The 15192-nt window shown below is 64.2% G+C and carries 14 protein-coding genes; all 14 read right to left on the reverse strand.

Features of this window, described 5'->3' with window-relative positions:
- Positions 1 to 11: 11 nt before the first annotated feature.
- The 14 genes from AC56LG_RS01770 to gyrA all read right to left on the reverse strand — a co-directional run bounded on the left by AC56LG_RS01770 (position 12) and on the right by gyrA (position 15165).
- The gene (locus AC56LG_RS01770; protein ID WP_497164417.1) at positions 12 to 380 is read right to left on the reverse strand and encodes a ComEA family DNA-binding protein; all 369 of its coding nucleotides are present in this window, start codon (positions 378 to 380) and stop codon (positions 12 to 14) included.
- 252 nt (positions 381 to 632) lie between these two features.
- Positions 633 to 1610 (reverse strand): D-glycero-beta-D-manno-heptose-7-phosphate kinase, encoded by a 978-nt coding sequence (gene rfaE1 / locus AC56LG_RS01775; protein WP_497164418.1) that lies wholly within the window; start codon positions 1608 to 1610, stop codon positions 633 to 635.
- A 6-nt stretch (positions 1611 to 1616) separates the two neighbouring features.
- On the reverse strand, positions 1617 to 2792 hold the full coding sequence (lapB, locus tag AC56LG_RS01780; protein ID WP_497164419.1) for a lipopolysaccharide assembly protein LapB: 1176 nt from the start codon (positions 2790 to 2792) through the stop codon (positions 1617 to 1619).
- 28 nt (positions 2793 to 2820) lie between these two features.
- Positions 2821 to 3138, reverse strand: a complete 318-nt coding sequence (locus AC56LG_RS01785) for a LapA family protein (protein ID WP_497164420.1) — start codon at positions 3136 to 3138, stop codon at positions 2821 to 2823.
- 192 nt (positions 3139 to 3330) lie between these two features.
- On the reverse strand, positions 3331 to 3636 hold the full coding sequence (locus AC56LG_RS01790) for an integration host factor subunit beta (RefSeq protein WP_056344442.1): 306 nt from the start codon (positions 3634 to 3636) through the stop codon (positions 3331 to 3333).
- A 32-nt stretch (positions 3637 to 3668) separates the two neighbouring features.
- On the reverse strand, positions 3669 to 5378 hold the full coding sequence (rpsA, locus tag AC56LG_RS01795) for a 30S ribosomal protein S1 (protein WP_497164421.1): 1710 nt from the start codon (positions 5376 to 5378) through the stop codon (positions 3669 to 3671).
- Between the two features lie 118 nt (positions 5379 to 5496).
- On the reverse strand, positions 5497 to 6159 hold the full coding sequence (cmk, locus tag AC56LG_RS01800) for a (d)CMP kinase (RefSeq protein WP_497164422.1): 663 nt from the start codon (positions 6157 to 6159) through the stop codon (positions 5497 to 5499).
- A 27-nt stretch (positions 6160 to 6186) separates the two neighbouring features.
- Positions 6187 to 7524 carry a 3-phosphoshikimate 1-carboxyvinyltransferase gene (gene aroA, locus AC56LG_RS01805; RefSeq protein WP_497164423.1) on the reverse strand — a complete coding sequence of 446 codons (1338 nt, stop codon included), beginning with the start codon at positions 7522 to 7524 and terminating at the stop codon, positions 6187 to 6189.
- The gene (locus AC56LG_RS01810; RefSeq protein WP_497164424.1) at positions 7521 to 8426 is read right to left on the reverse strand and encodes a prephenate dehydrogenase; all 906 of its coding nucleotides are present in this window, start codon (positions 8424 to 8426) and stop codon (positions 7521 to 7523) included. Before AC56LG_RS01810 ends, aroA begins: the two co-directional genes overlap by 4 nt.
- Positions 8427 to 9542, reverse strand: a complete 1116-nt coding sequence (gene hisC / locus AC56LG_RS01815; protein WP_497164425.1) for a histidinol-phosphate transaminase — start codon at positions 9540 to 9542, stop codon at positions 8427 to 8429.
- 23 nt (positions 9543 to 9565) lie between these two features.
- A complete protein-coding gene (pheA, locus tag AC56LG_RS01820; RefSeq protein ID WP_497164426.1) occupies positions 9566 to 10636 on the reverse strand; it encodes a prephenate dehydratase in 1071 nt (356 codons plus the stop codon).
- A gap of 185 nt (positions 10637 to 10821) precedes the next feature.
- Positions 10822 to 11910 carry a 3-phosphoserine/phosphohydroxythreonine transaminase gene (serC, locus tag AC56LG_RS01825; RefSeq protein ID WP_497164427.1) on the reverse strand — a complete coding sequence of 363 codons (1089 nt, stop codon included), beginning with the start codon at positions 11908 to 11910 and terminating at the stop codon, positions 10822 to 10824.
- Positions 11911 to 11925: 15 nt separating this feature from the next.
- On the reverse strand, positions 11926 to 12483 hold the full coding sequence (locus AC56LG_RS01830; protein WP_497164428.1) for a DUF2059 domain-containing protein: 558 nt from the start codon (positions 12481 to 12483) through the stop codon (positions 11926 to 11928).
- Positions 12484 to 12546: 63 nt separating this feature from the next.
- Entirely contained in the window at positions 12547 to 15165 is a 2619-nt protein-coding gene (gene gyrA, locus AC56LG_RS01835; RefSeq protein ID WP_497164429.1) for a DNA gyrase subunit A, read from the reverse strand.
- Between the last annotated feature and the right edge of the window lie 27 nt (positions 15166 to 15192).

A 15192-nucleotide genomic window follows, 5' to 3' on the forward strand; every position in this document is an offset into this window, starting at 1 on the left:
GCAGGACCGGCTTACATGCTGGCCTTGGGGGCCTCGGCCGGCTTGGCCTTCGCCTCTTTTGCCGGGGCCGCCTTGGCGGTCTTCTCCGGCTTGGCCGCCGCCGCTGCGCCTTCCTTGGCCTGGCCATTCACCTGCAGGCCGGCTTCGGACAGCTTGGCCGCCTTCTTGTCACCGACGCCCTTGACGCGCTTCTGGAAGTCGGCCCAGTCCTTGAACTCGCCCTTGCTGCGCTCGTCCAGGATCGCTTTCGACATGCTCGGACCCACGCCCTTGACGCCATCGAGGGCGGCGGCATCGGCCTTGTTGACGTCGACCTGGGCGAACGCGAAGCCGGTCGAAGCGACCAGCGCGGCAATGGCAAGCATCAGTTTCTTGATCATCAAAAAGTCTCCATTGGGGAATACGGACGGCGGGTGCCGTCCACCCGCGCTTAACGCGGCGGAATGAAGCTTGTTGACGTGGCGGGCTTGAGCGGCATCAAAGCGTAGGGTGGACTCCGTCCACGCGGTGCAAAGCGTCCTGGATACGTACCGCATTTCGACCGAGGAGCCGTGCGTAACGCGTGGGCTCGGGAGCCCACCCTACGGTGCACGACGGTTAGCGGCTTACGTTCCGCGGCCGAACCGTTTCGCTCAACCCGGGAACAGCTCGTCGCGCGTGACCGTCGCCGTACCCAGCTTGCCGACCACGATGCCGCCGGCGCGGTTGGCGGTGGCCAGCGCGACGTCGAGCGGGGCGCCGGCGCCGAGCATGGCGGCCATGGTGGCAATCACGGTGTCGCCGGCGCCGGAGACGTCGAACACTTCGCGCGCGTCGGCGTGCACGTGCAGCACCTCGTGTTCGGTGTACAGGCTCATGCCCTCTTCCGAACGCGTCAGCAGCAGCGAGTCGAGGCCGAGGTCGACGCGCAGGGCCTGCGCCTTGGCGGTGAGTTGTTCTTCATCTTTCCAGCTGCCGACGATGCGCTTCAGTTCCGACTTGTTCGGCGTGAGCATGGTGGCGCCGGCATAGGCCGAGAAGTCGTCGCCTTTCGGGTCGACCATCACCACCTTGCCGGCCGCCCGCGCGGCGCCGATCATTTCGGCGACGTTCACCAGGCTGCCCTTGTTGTAGTCGGAAAAGATCAGCACGTCGTAGTGCGGCAGCAGCGCCTTGAACTGGGTCAGCTTGTCGCGCAGGACGTCTTCGGTGGGGGCGTCCTCGAAGTCGATGCGCACCATCTGCTGCTGGCGGCCGATGACGCGCAGCTTGATGATGGTGCTGATCGCCGCGTCGCGTTTCAGGTAGCTGTGGATGCTGGAGTCGCGCAGCAGCGTCTCCACCGAGGTGCCGGCTTCGTCGGCGCCGACCACGCCCAGCAAGCCGCTGTGGGCGCCCAGCGCGGCCGCGTTGCGGGCGACGTTGGCGGCGCCGCCAAGGCGTTCTTCGCGGCGCTCGATGCGCACCACCGGCACCGGCGCTTCCGGCGAAATGCGCGCGACGTCGCCGAACCAGTAGCGGTCGAGCATGACGTCGCCGACGACGAGCATGCGCACGTTGTCCAGGCGCGGGGCGGCGGTGTGAAGGTAGTCTGCGCCGTCGAGCAGGCGGCTTGGGGTAGCGGTCGTCATCGGTATTTAATTCATCACGTTCAATTCTTCGGTGCGGCGCGGCGGGTAGGTCTCCCAGCGGCTGCAACCCGGGCATTGCCAGTAGTACTGGCGCGCCTTGAAGCCGCAATGGCCGCACTGGTAGCGCGCCAGCTTCGCCGTGTAGCCGTGGATCAGGTTCTTCACCATCGACAGCTCTTCCCAGATGTGCGCCGGCGCATCCATCAGGCGCGCCTCGAGCAGCTTGTCGAGGCCGAGCAGGGTCGGGTTGCGGCGCAGCTCGTCGATCACCAGCTGTTTGGCGGCTTCCACGCCGTCGAGTTCGATCACGGCCTTGAAGACGACGTCGATCAGGTCGATCGACGAGGCTTCGGCCAGGTAGGAGCGCAGCAGGTTGACGCCCTCTTGCGGGCGGCCGACGCGGCGGTAGCCATCCATCAGGCGGCCGGCGACGAGCGCCACGTGCGGCACGCTTTGCTGCTCGACGCGCTTCCAGGTCGAGATCGCGCTTTCGACTTCGCCCTGGGCCAGCAGGGCGTCGCCCAGCAGCATGGTGGCGCGTACGCTGTTGCGGTCGGCGTGCAGGGCCTTGTCGAGCAGGGCCATCGCGTCCGCCAGGTCGGTGCGCACCAGCGCATCCTGGGCCAGCTCGCAGTAGAACTGCGCGATTTCCTTCTGGCGCGCGCCGGCGCCCGAGGACTGCAGGCCGGCGGCGGCGTCGATGGCGCGGCTCCATTCCTTTTCGCGCTGGTAGATTTCCAGCAGCGCGCGCTGGGCCTGCACGCTGTAGCTACCGTCGACCAGGCCGTTGAAGGTTTCTTCGGCGCGGTCCAGCAGGCCCGCCTTCAGGTAATCCATGCCGAGTTCGTACTGGGCCTGGGTGCGCTGTTCGAGCGGCAGGTCGGGCCGCGCCAGCAGGTTCTGGTGGACGCGGATCGCTCGTTCGATCTCGCCGCGGCGGCGGAACAGGTTACCGAGCGCGAAGTGCATGTCGGCCGTTTCCGGGTCGAGCGTGACGATCTCGATAAAGGCATCGATGGCTTTGTCGGGCTGGTCGTTCAGCAGCAGGTTCAGGCCCTTGAAATAAGCCCGCGGCAAGGTGCGCGATTCGGACAGGATCTGTTTGATGTCGACCCGGGCGGCGATCCAGCCGAGGCCAAAGAAGACGGGGACGGCGAGCAGCCACCAGGTTTCAAATTCCATAGCTTGTTGTTCTTGATTGCTTGATTGATTAGCGCGGCGGCGCGGCCACGACGGCCACCGAATCCGCCGCCGGCTGGGCAGTGCCGGTACCGGCGGCGCTCTGCAGCGCCTGCACCGTGTTCTTGTGCTGCGAGGCTTCGCGGCGGTGGCGGAAGACGGTCGGCGACATGGCCAGGATGCCGAGCGCCGCGCCGGCGATGAAAAAGGCGAGCAGCATCAGCACCAGCGGACCGCGCAGTTCGTAACCGAGGAAAAAGTGCAGGTCGACTTCCTGCGTGTTCTTCAGCGCGAAGCCGAAAAACAGGACGAACAGGATAAATCCGGCGATGGTGGAAACGAATTTCATCGGGTGGGCCTGGCGGTGGGTGGGGCAAAGGCGCAGTGTCGCATATCTGGGGGTTATTTTCAAAGATGAGGCACGCTTGCCGGAGGGACGTAGGGTGGGTGGGAGACCCACCCACCCTACGGGTCTGTTCGACGAAAAAAAAACGGCGCCCGAAGGACGCCGTTCTCTGTTGCCTGCACGCTGGCAGACGACTCAGTCTTCGATGATCGGTTGCCCGACCATCGCGTCGACCCGCTCGCGCAACTGCTTGCCCGGCTTGAAGTGGGGCACCCGTTTTTCGGGCACCATCACCTTGTCGCCGGACTTCGGGTTGCGGCCGATGCGGGGCGGGCGGCTGTTGAGCGCAAAGCTGCCGAAACCACGGATCTCGATGCGCTGCCCGGTCGCCAGGGCGTTGGTCATCGCATCGAGGATGGTCTTGACTGCGTACTCCGCATCTTTCGCGACCAGCTGAGAATAACGCTCAGCCAGTCGTGCAATCAGCTCGGACTTGGTCATCTGTTCGCCTCAGTGAGCCAATTAGTTCTTGCTTAGTTCTTATTATCGAACTTTGCCTTCAGCAGTGCGCCCAGGCTGGTGGTGCCCGATGCGGCATTGCTGTCCGACGACGACGACAGCTTGCTCATCGCTTCCTGGGTGTCAGCGCTGTCTTTCGCCTTGATCGACAGCTGGATGCTGCGAGCCTTGCGATCGATGTTGATGACCAGTGCTTCGACCTTGTCGCCCACTTTCAGGTGGGTGCCGGCGTCTTCCACGCGGTCACGCGAGATTTCCGAAGCGCGCAGGTAGCCTTCGACTTCTTCGTTCAGGGCGATGACGGCGCCTTTCGGCTCAACCGACTTGACCGTACCGGTGACCAGGGAACCCTTGTCGTTCAGTGCAGCGAAGTTGTTGAACGGGTCGCCTTCGAGCTGCTTGACGCCCAGCGAAACACGCTCGCGCTCGACGTCGATGGCCAGCACGACGGCTTCCAGCTCGTCGCCCTTCTTGAAGCGACGGACTGCTTCTTCGCCGGCTTCGGTCCACGACAGATCCGACAGGTGCACCAGACCATCGATGTTGCCTGGCAGGCCGATGAACACGCCGAAGTCGGTGATCGACTTGATCGAACCGCGGACTTTGTCGCCCTTCTTGTGGGTCATGCCGAAGTCGTCCCATGGGTTCGCCTTGCACTGCTTCATGCCCAGCGAGATACGGCGACGCTCTTCGTCGATTTCCAGGACCATGACTTCGACTTCGTCGCCCAGCTGCACGACTTTGTTCGGGGCCACGTTCTTGTTGGTCCAGTCCATCTCCGACACGTGCACCAGGCCTTCGATGCCCTGCTCGACTTCGACGAACGCGCCGTAGTCGGTGAGGTTCGTGACTTTACCGAACAGGCGGGTGCCTTGCGGGTAACGACGCGACAGGCCGGTCCATGGATCGTCGCCCAGCTGCTTGACGCCCAGCGAGACGCGGTTCTTTTCCTGATCGTACTTGAGGACCTTGGCGGTGATTTCCTGGCCAACCGACAGCACTTCCGACGGGTGACGCACGCGACGCCATGCCAGGTCGGTGATGTGCAGCAGGCCGTCGATGCCACCCAGGTCCACGAACGCGCCGTAGTCGGTGATGTTCTTGACGACGCCGGTCACGACCGTGCCTTCCTTCAGCGTTTCCATCAGCTTCTGGCGCTCTTCGCCCATCGAAGCTTCGATGACGGCGCGACGCGACAGCACGACGTTGTTACGCTTGCGGTCCAGCTTGATGACCTTGAATTCGAGGGTCTTGCCTTCGAACGGGGTGGTGTCCTTGACCGGACGGGTGTCGACCAGCGAACCCGGCAGGAATGCGCGGATGCCGTTGGTCAGGACGGTCAGGCCGCCCTTGACCTTGCCGTTGACGGTGCCGGTGACGATCTCGCCCGACTCCATTGCCTTTTCCAGAGCCAGCCACGATGCCAGGCGCTTGGCCTTGTCGCGCGACAGGATGGTATCGCCGAAACCGTTTTCCAGCGATTCGATGGCCACGGAAACGAAGTCGCCAATCTGGACTTCCAGTTCGCCCTGGTCATTCTTGAATTCTTCGACCGGAATGAAAGCTTCCGACTTCAGGCCGGCGTTGACGATCACAAAGTTGTGATCCAGGCGCACGACTTCAGCCGAGATGACTTCGCCCGAGCGCATGTCTTGACGCGACAGCGACTCTTCGAACAGGGCGGCAAAGCTTTCCATACCGGTATCTTGGGTGGTAGTAGACATAGGTGATTTACATGTTAGCCAGCAGGACCGGCAAGGGTGCGGTTCTGAACTGGGTCAGGTTAAAACAACACCTGCAGGGCGAAATGCCGTCGCAGGCACCAAACGGTTACAACAGCGATTACAACAGCGTGTGCCAATGGAGCACTTGCTCCACTGCTTCATCAACCGTCATATCCGACGTATCGAGGATGTACGCGCCTTCTGCCGGCACCAGCGGGGCGACGGTGCGATGGGTATCGCGGTCGTCGCGCGCCTGCAAATCGGCAAGCAGATCGTCCATATTAGCAGAAAATCCTTTGTCAATCAATTGCTTATATCGCCGCTGAGCCCGCGCTTCCACACTTGCCGTCAGAAACACTTTCAGGCGCGCGTTGGGGAAAATCACCGTGCCCATGTCGCGCCCGTCGGCCACCAGGCCGGGCGCCTTGCGAAAGCCCAGTTGCAGGGCGTAGAGGGCCTGGCGCACGCTCGGAAAGGCGGCGATTTTCGACGCGTTGTTGCCCACTTCCTCAGCGCGGATGACTTCCCCGACTTCTTCCCCGGCCAGGAAAATGCCGCCGTTCGAGAATGTCGCCGGCAGGGTCTCCGCCAGCTGCGCCACGGCGCGGTCATCGTCCAGCGCAACACCCGCGCGCATGGCGGACAGGGCCGTCAGGCGATACAGCGCGCCCGAGTCGAGCAGGTGGTAGCCGACGCGGTCGGCGACGCGCGCCGCGACCGTGCCCTTGCCGGATGCGGTCGGGCCATCGATCGTGATGACGGGGATGTGGGAGTTGGGCATTAGTTACCTCTTGTTTAAAACACGAATTTAGAACAACTCGTTGCGGGCGATCCCCGCGAACGCTTCGAAATAGTCGGGGAACGTCTTGGCCACGCATTTCGGATCGTTGATGCGCATGGCGTTGCCGCGGCGCGCCTTACCGTCCAGCGCGGCCAGCGAGAAGCACATCGCCATGCGGTGGTCGTCATAGGTATCGATCACGGCCGGCAGCAACTCCTCGGGCGGCGTGATGCGGATGTAATCCGGCCCCTCCTCCACTTCAGCGCCGACCTTGCGCAACTCGATCGCCATCGCCGCCAGACGGTCGGTCTCTTTCACGCGCCAGCTGGCGATGTTGCGCAGCGTGCTCGGCCCGTCGGCGTACAACGCGGCCACCGCGATCGTCATCGCCGCGTCCGGAATATGGTTGAAGTCGGCGTCGATCGCTTTCAATACGCCATTCCCGCGCGCCTCGATCCAGTTCTCGCCGCGGGTGATGGTCACGCCCATGCGCTCGAGCGCATCGGCAAAGCGCACGTCGCCCTGGATGCTGTCCTGCCCCACGCCCTCGACCCGCACCGGCCCGCCGCCGATCGCGCCGGCCGCCAGGAAGTACGACGCCGACGACGCATCGCCCTCGACGTGGATCGCACCGGGCGACACGTAATGCTGGCCCGGCTGGACCGTGAACGAAGCCCAGCCGTTCTGGTCTACCGAAACGCCAAAGCGGCGCATCAGGTTCAGCGTGATCTCGATATACGGCTTGGAGATCAGTTCGCCGACGACGTCGATCGTCACCGCGTGACCGCGCGCCATCAGCGGTGCGCTCATCAATAGCGCGGTCAGGAACTGGCTCGACACGTTGCCGCGCACCGATAACCGATTTGCATGGATGTGGCCACGGCGAATGCGCAGCGGCGGGAAGCCCTGCTCCCCGGTGTACTCGACCTGGGCGCCGATGTCGTTCAAGGCGTCGACCAGGTCGCCGATCGGCCGCTCGTGCATGCGCGAGACGCCGTGCAGCGTGTAGTCGCCGCCGATCACCGCCAGCGCCGCGGTCAGCGGACGGATCGCGGTGCCGGCATTGCCCATGAAGAGATCGGCCTCGCCGTTCGGCAGCACGCCGCCATTGCCATGGACGACCACCGTGCGTTCGTCGACTTCATCCCAGCGGATGCCGAGCGAGCGCAGCGCGCCCAGCATGACCATGGTGTCGTCCGAGGCCAGCAAATCATGGATGGTGGTCGTGCCCTGGCTCAGCGCGGCCAGCAGCAGGGTGCGGTTCGAGATGCTCTTCGAGCCCGGCAGGCGCACCGTGCCCTCGACGTGCATCACGGGCTCGAGGTCGATGTGCTGCGGGTAGTGTTTCGATGTTTGCTGCGTCATTCCGGTTCCTGACTCTGTGGCGGCGCGGGCTCGGCGGTTTCAATCGCCTCGCTCCAGGCGCGGCGGGCGCGTTGCGCGTTCGTATAGATGACTTCGAGGCCCGGCCCGTCGTTGGCGGCGAGCCGTCCGCGCAATACGGTCAATTGTGCCAGATATGCATCGAGCTCGGTGAGCAGTGCGTCGCGGTTGGCCAGGCTGATGTCGCGCCACATTTCGGGCGAGGAGCCGGCGATGCGGGTGAAGTCGCGAAAGCCGCTGGCGGCGTACTGGAACAGCTGGTCCGCATGCGGTTTATTGGCGATGTCGTCGACCAGTGCATAGGCCAGCAGGTGCGGCAGGTGGCTGACGGCGGCGAACACGCGGTCGTGCTGCGCCGGCGTGAGCGTGTGGATGATCGCGCCACACAGGCGCCAGGCGGCCGCCACCAGGCCGACGTCGCCGTCGGCGTTTTCCGGCAGCGGCGTAATCACGGTCTTCTTGCCCTGGTAGAGCGCGGCCAGCGCCGCATCCGGACCGTTCGATTCGCGCCCGGCGATCGGGTGCGCCGGCACGAACTGTTTTACCTTTGTACCCAGCGCCGCGCGCGCGGCGGCGACGACGTCCGACTTGGTGCTGCCGGCGTCGGTGACGACCGTGCCCAGGTCCAGGTACGGCGCCAGCGCCGCCAGGATCGGCCCGGTCTGGGCGACCGGTGCGGCCAGCAGCACCAGGTCCGCCCCTGCCATTGCCTCTTGCGCCGAGTCGGTCACGCTGTCGACGATGCCCAGCTCCAATGCACGCGCCAGCGCTTCGGGCGAGCGTCCCATGCCGACGATCTGGCGCGCTGCGCCGGCCTGTTTCAAGGCCAGCGCGAACGAGCCGCCGATCAGCCCGACGCCGATGACGACAACCTTGCCCAGCATTTAGTTGTCCCCGTTTGCCAGGGCGCGTTTGAGCGCTTCGATGAAGGTCGCGTTTTCCTGCGGCAGGCCGATCGAGATGCGCAGCCACTGCGGCAAGCCGTAGGCGCCGACCGGACGCACGATCACGCCCTGCTTCAGCAAGGCCAGGTTGACGCGCGCGCCGGCCTGATCGTCATCACCCACGCGCACCAGCACGAAGTTGCCGAACGAAGGCACGTACTCGAGCTTGAGCTCTTCAAAGGCGGCGATCATCTGCTGATAGCCCTCGGCGTTGTTCTGCGCGCCCTTTTCCAGGAATTCCTTGTCGTTCAGCGCCGCGATCGCCGCCGCCTGGGCCAGCGAATTGACGTTGAACGGCTGGCGGATGCGGTTCATCAGGTCGGTCACCTCCGGCTGGGCGATGGCGAAGCCGACGCGCAGGCCGGCCAGGCCATAGGCTTTGGAGAAGGTGCGCGAGACGATCAGGTTCGGGTACTTGCGCACCCAGTTGGCGGACTCGAACTGGTATTGCGGCGCCAGGTATTCGTTATAGGCTTCGTCGAGCACGACGACCACGTTGCCTGGCACCTGCTGCAGGAAGGCTTCGATCTCGTCCGCGCCGATGAACGTGCCGGTCGGGTTGTTCGGGTTGGCGACGTAGACCAGGCGCGTGTCCGCTTCGATGGCGGCGGCCATGGCTTTGAGGTCGTGGCCGTAGTTCACGGCCGGCACCACGATCGCGCGCCCGCCCACGCCCTGAGTGGCGAGTGCGTACACGGCGAACGAATACTGCGCGAAGACGACCGACTCGCCCTTTTGCACGAAGGCGTGGGCGGCGATCTCGAGGATGTCGTTGCTGCCGTTGCCGAGCGTGATCCAATCGGCCGGGACGTCGTAGCGCGCGGCCAGCGCGGCCTTCAGTTCGAACCCGTTGGCGTCCGGGTAGCGGCCGAGTTCAGCGGCGGCTTGCGCCATCGCCTGCTTGCTCGACTCGGGCACGCCGAACGGGTTTTCGTTGGAGGCGAGCTTGACGATGCTGGCTTCGTCGAGACCGAATTCGCGGGCGACTTCAGCGATGGGTTTGCCGGCCTGGTAAGGGGCGATGGCGCGGACGTATTCTGGACCGAATTTCGACATGACGTGGACTCAAATAAGGGGAATTAAAGGCCGACCGGGTAGGAACCCAGCAGCTTGAAAAAGGCGGCGTTGTCCTGCAACTCCTTCAGCGCGCGCGCAACAGGTAGGTCCTGGCGATGGCCTTCGACGTCGACATAGAAGTAATACTCCCAGGTGCCGATGCGCGCCGGGCGCGACTCGAAGCGCGTCATCGACACGCCATGCGTGGCCAGCGGCGCCAGCAGTTTATAGACGGCGCCGGCGGTGTTCGGCACGGCCAGCACCAGCGAGGTGCGGTCGGCGCCCGACGGATTGGTTTGCAGGCTGCCGATGACGACGAAGCGGGTGCGGTTGTGCGGGTCGTCCTGGATATGGGCCTGCACCACGCCGAGCTGGTACTGCTCTCCGGCCATCTCGCTGGCGATCGCGGCGACGCTGGCGTCCTTGCTCGCCATGACGGCCGCTTCGGCGTTCGAGGCGACCGCGCGGCGCTCGACGTGCGGGTGGTGCAGGTTCAGCCATACCTGGCACTGGGCCAGCGCCTGCGAATGGGCGCAGACGACAGTGACGCCGTCCATGCTGCCGGTCTTGCTCATCAGGCTGTGGTGGACCGGAATCGACACTTCGCCGCTGATGATGCTGGTGGTGGCCAGCATCAGGTCGAGCGTGCGGTTGATCGCGCCTTCCGACGAGTTTTCGACCGGAACCACGCCGAAGTCGGCGGTGCCGGCTTCGGTGGCGCGGAAGACTTCGTCGATCGAGGCGCAGGGCAAGCCGGCGACGGCGCTGCCGAACTGCGCGTACACGGCCTGCTCGCTGAAGGTGCCGGCCGGGCCCAGGTAGGCGACGGTGACGCGCTTTTCCAGCGCGCGGCAGGCGGACATCACTTCGCGGAAGATGGTCTGCACGTCGCCGTTCTTCAGCGGACCGGGATTGCGCTCGGCCACGCCGCGCAGCACCTGCGCTTCGCGCTCGGGGCGGAACACGGGGGCGTCGGTCTCGGCCTTGACGTGGCCGACTTCCTGGGCGATGCGGCCGCGCCGGTTCAGGAGGTCGAGGATTTGCGCGTCGATCGCATCGATCTGTTCGCGCAGGGGGGTGAGTTTGTCTGTCATGTTAGCTAAGGTCTTATTCGTTGGCCGCTGTGTAACGTAGGGTGGGCTCCTGAGCCCACGCGTTCATCGGATGATTAACGGCGGCGTCCGACGATATGTTGCGGTATGCACGCGCATGAAAGCGTGGGCACGAGTGCCCACCCTACGGTGCGCCACCGGTACGAGCGTATGCGACCGATATTGGTTTACCGCCCCGCAAACTCGTTCAAATAATCGACCAGGGCCTGCACCCCTTCGACCGGCATCGCATTGTAAATGGACGCCCGCATACCCCCGACAGACTTGTGGCCCTTCAGCTGCAGCAGCCCGCGCGCCTTCGCGCCGGCCAGGAATTGCTCATTCAACCACTCGTCGCGTAAATAGAACGGGATATTCATGCGTGAGCGACATGCATGGTCGACACGGTTGCTGTAGAAATCGTCCCGGTCCAGCGCTTCGTAGAGCAGCCGTGCTTTTTCGATATTACGCGCTTCCGCCGCCGCCACGCCACCCTGCGCTTTCAGGTGCGCAAACACCAGGCCGGCGATGTAGATCGCATAGGTCGGCGGCGTATTGAACATCGAGTCGTGCTCGGCCACGTTCTTCCAGTGGAAGGCGGATGGGCAGATCGGCAGCGCGTATTCCAGCAAATCCTCGCGCACGATCACCAGCGTCAGGCCGGCCGGACCGATGTTCTTTTGCGCCCCGGCAAAGATGACGCCGTACTGAGAGACGTCGATCCGGCGCGACAGGATGTGCGAGGACATGTCCGCCACCAGCGGCACGCCGTCCGGCGTCTGCGGCACGAAGTTGTACTCGACGCCGTCGATGGTTTCGTTGGTGCAGACGTGCAGGTAGGCGGCGCCCTCGGTCAGCTTCCACGACTCCTGCGGCGGCACATTGGTAAAGCGGTCGGCCTGGCTTGATGCCGCCACGTTGACGTTGGCGTAGCGCGCCGCTTCCTTCATCGACTTGCCCGACCAGGAACCGGTGTGGACGAAGTCGATGGTCGCCGGCTCGCGTACACGGCCCAGCAAATTGAGCGGGATGATGGCGTTCTGGCCCAGTCCCCCGCCCTGCATGAACAGGATTTTATAGTTGGCCGGGACCGCCAGCAGCTCGCGCAAATCCGCTTCGGCCTGTCGATAGATCGAGATGAATTCGGGGCCGCGGTGGCTCATCTCCATCACCGACATGCCGCTGCCGTGCCAGTCGAGCATCTCGCTGGCGGCCTGCTGCAGCACCGCCTGCGGGAGGACGGCCGGGCCGGCCGAGAAATTGAATACCTGGGTCACTGGCTTGCCTGCTCCTTATTTTCTCCGTGGGGCCTGGGGAATCACCGTTGCCAGGCGCTCCTTGATCATGTCCTGGGTCAGCTGGTTTGTCTCCTGCATGATTTGCGGCAGCGCACCCTGCAGTTTCGCCGCGACCGGGCTGCGGTAAAAGGCCAGCAGCTCGTTGACCTCGGCCTGCGTGAACTGGCGCGCATACATGGGAACAACGCGCTCGAAAATATCGTCGACCAGCTTCGGATCGGACAGCACGCGCTGGCCCGCCACCATGCCCTTCGGGATGTCGTTCGAGACGATGGCCAGCTCGGCCTTCTTCTGCTCTTCGGTCAGCTTCGAATTGGCGTTGATCCGGGCCGCCTGGGCCTGGAGCACGGCCTTCGGCATGGCCTGGGCGGTTTGCTGCAGGCGCGCCGTCAACTGCTCGCGGTACTTCATCAGGGTCAGCAGTTCGCGCACGCTCTGGGTCAGCGCAGGGTCGGCACTCGCCGCCGTTGCGGGCGCAGACGGCGCCTGGGTTTGGGCCAATACCGGTGCCGACAAGGCCAGCGCGCACATCGTTGCAACGAGACGTTTCATCATTACTCCAGGTTTGCCGCATCAAAAAACAAAAGGAGGGCAGCGCCCTCCTTTCTCCAGCTTTTACTGCGGCGCGGCTTCGATCTCGACTTCCTCGAGATCGGTTTCCACGATCCGCTGCAGGCCCGACAGCTTGGTGCCGTCTTCGACCGCGATCAGGGTCACGCCCTGCGTCGCGCGGCCCATCTCGCGGATCTCGGACACGCGGGTGCGAATCAGCACGCCGCCGGTCGTGATCAGCATGATCTCGTCAGTGGTGTCGACCAGGGTCGCTGCCACCACCGGGCCATTACGCTCGGTGGTCTGGATCGCGATCATGCCCTTGGTGCCGCGGCCGTGGCGGGTGTACTCCGTGATCGGGGTACGCTTGCCGAAGCCGTTCTCGGTCGCGGTCAGCACCGACTGCTGTTCGTTCTCGGCCACCAGCAGCGCGATCACGTTCTGGCCCTCTTCCAGGTTCATGCCGCGCACGCCGCGCGCGGTACGGCCCATCGGACGCACGTCGTTCTCGTCGAAGCGCACGGCCTTGCCGGCATCCGAGAACAGCATCACGTCGTGCTGGCCGTCGGTCAGCGCGGCGCCGATCAGGAAGTCGCCCTGGTCGAGATCGACCGCGATGATGCCGGCCTTTCTCACGTTGGAGAAATCGCGCAGCGGCGTCTTCTTGACCGTGCCGAGCGAGGTCGCCATGAACACGTAGTGGTCTTCCGGGAAGGTCCGGTTTTCGCCCGACAGCGGCAGGATCACCGTGATCTTCTCGTTGTCCAGCAGCGGGAACATGTTGACGATCGGCTTGCCGCGCGAATTGCGCGAGCCCTGCGGCACTTCCCACACCTTCAGCCAGTACATGCGGCCGCGGTTCGAGAAGCACAGCATGTAGTCGTGCGTATTCGCGATGAACAGCTGGTCGATCCAGTCCTCTTCCTTGGTCGCCATCGCCTGCTTGCCGCGCCCGCCGCGCTTCTGGGCGCGGTATTCGGCGATCGGCTGCGACTTCATGTAGCCGGTGTGCGACAGGGTCACGACCATGTCCTGCGGCGTGATCAGGTCTTCGGTATCGAGGTCGCTGGCGTTGTGCTCGATGGCGGAGCGGCGGCCGTCCTTGTTGTTCTCGGTGTAGTCGTTCTTGATCTGCACCATCTCGTCGCTGATGATGGTGGTCACGCGTTCCGGACGCGACAGGATGTCGAGCAGGTCGGCGATGTGGGCCATCACGTCCTTGTACTCGTTGACGATCTTGTCCTGCTCCAGGCCGGTCAGGCGCTGCAGGCGCATCTGCAGGATTTCCTGGGCCTGCTCGTCCGACAGTTTATACAGGCCGTCGGCCTGCATGCCGTAGTGCTTCGGCAGGTGCTCGGGACGGAAGGCGTCGATACCGCCGATGGTGCTGCCTTCGGCGGTACGCAGCAGCATCTCGCGCACCAGCGACGAATCCCAGCCGCGGCCCATCAGTTCGACTTTCGCCACCGGCGGCGTCGGCGCCGCCTTGATGATGGCGATGAAGTCGTCGATGTTCGCCAGCGCGACCGCCAGGCCTTCGAGCATGTGCCCGCGCTCGCGCGCCTTGCGCAGCTCGAACACGGTGCGGCGCGTGACCACTTCGCGGCGGTGCGACAGGAAGCACTCGAGCATCTGCTTGAGGTTCAGGAGCTTCGGCTGGCCGTTGACCAGCGCCACCATGTTCATGCCGAAGGTGTCCTGCAACTGCGTCTGCTTGTACAGGTTGTTCAGCACCACTTCCGGCACTTCGCCGCGCTTCAGCTCGATGACGACGCGCATGCCCGACTTGTCGGACTCGTCGCGGATGTCGCTGATGCCTTCCAGCTTCTTGTCGCGCACGTTCTCGGCGATGCGCTCGAGCAGCGACTTTTTATTCACCTGGTACGGCAGCTCGTCGATGATGATCGCGATGCGGCCGCCATCCTTGCCATATTCTTCGAAGTGGGTCTTGGCGCGCATCACCACGCGGCCGCGGCCGGTGCGGTAACCGTCGCGCACGCCCGAAACGCCATAGATGATGCCGGCGGTCGGGAAGTCCGGCGCCGGAATCAGTTCGATCAGTTCGTCGATCGTGCATTCCGGGTTGCGCAGCAGATGCTGGGCGCCGTTGATGACTTCGGCCAGGTTGTGCGGCGGGATGTTCGTCGCCATGCCGACCGCGATGCCGGACGAGCCGTTGATCAAGAGGTTCGGGATCTTGGTCGGCAGGACCGTCGGCTCTTTTTCCTTGCCATCATAGTTCGGCTGGAAGTCGACCGTGTCCTTGTCGATGTCGGCCAGCAGTTCGCTGGCGATCTTGTCGAGCCGGCACTCGGTATAACGCATTGCCGCGGCGCTGTCGCCGTCGATCGAGCCGAAGTTGCCCTGGCCGTCGACCAGCGTGTAGCGCAGCGAGAAATCCTGGGCCATGCGCACCAGCGTGTCGTAGATCGACGAGTCGCCGTGCGGGTGGTACTTACCCATGGTGTCGCCAACCACGCGCGCGCACTTCACGTACGGACGGTTGTAGTTGTAATTACTCTCGTGCATCGAGAACAGGACGCGGCGGTGCACCGGCTTCAGGCCATCGCGCACATCCGGCAGCGCACGGCCCACGATCACGCTCATCGCGTAATCGAGGTAGCTCTTGCGCATCTCTTCTTCGAGGGAAATGGGGACTGTTTCTTTTGCGAATTGATCCATTGGGCGGGTCGACTGCTTTCAGCTAAT

It is taken from the genome of Telluria sp. ZB2R32 (genome assembly GCF_059685715.1).